General features: G+C 68.1%; 1 protein-coding gene. It reads right to left on the bottom strand.

What is annotated here, in order from left to right; all coding sequences use genetic code 11:
- Positions 1-788 (bottom strand): glycosyltransferase (locus tag A9X04_RS31055; RefSeq protein ID WP_369828984.1); only part of this gene is annotated, 788 nt, incomplete at both ends.

Below are 788 nucleotides of genomic sequence, written 5' to 3'. Positions count from 1 at the left end.
TCCGCGGGCTTCGTCATCCGGGCGGCCAGCTCGCGGGCGCGGGAGACGTAGTCGGGGGAGAGGATCTGGCGCAGGTCGGCCACCAGCGACTCGCGCGTGGTTTGGGAAAACGGGCGGGCGACACCGACTTTCAGCCGATCCACCTGGCCCGCCCAGATCTTCTGATCGCTCATGCTCCAAAGGCTCAAGGTGGGTACTCCGGCGCGCAGGCCCGCGGCAGTGGTGCCCGCGCCGCTGTGGTGCACCACCGCCCGGCAAGCGGGAAAGACCGCCCCGTAGTTGACCACCCCTACCACCTTGACGTGGTCGGAATGGGCGACCCCACTGAAATCGGTTTTGCCCGAGCACACCAACGCCCGCTCGCCCAACTCGGCGCAGGCCTCGCCGATCATGGTGATGGTGTCGGCTGGCGAATCGACCGTTGTACTGCCGAAGCCGAAGCAGATCGGCGGCGTTCCCGCCGCGATCCACGATGCGACCTCGTCGTCGACGTCCGTGGTCAGCTCCATGGTCAGTGTCCCGACGAAGGGGCGCTGGCCGTTCCACTTCGCCCATTCGTCGGCCAGGCCGGGGAAACAGACCTCGTCATAGGCCTGGATTTCCAGCGACCCGCGTTCGGCGATCCGGCGCGGTGAGGCGACGGTGGCGGTGGGCAGTCCGAGTTCGCGGCGCTGCCGGTCCTCGGCCCTCTTGTTCATCCGCCAACACATCCAGTCGTACACCGCCATCCCGGTACGGACCATCGGCCCGGGCAGTGCCGGAATCAGCTCGCCGTTGGGCCGCATCGG

The sequence above is a fragment of the Mycobacterium sp. E3247 genome (genome assembly GCF_001667785.1).
In the GTDB taxonomy this organism is placed as follows: Bacteria; Actinomycetota; Actinomycetes; order Mycobacteriales; family Mycobacteriaceae; genus Mycobacterium.
The sequence above is the reverse complement of the archived record's forward strand: the minus strand, read 5'-3'. Positions and strand labels throughout refer to the sequence as shown.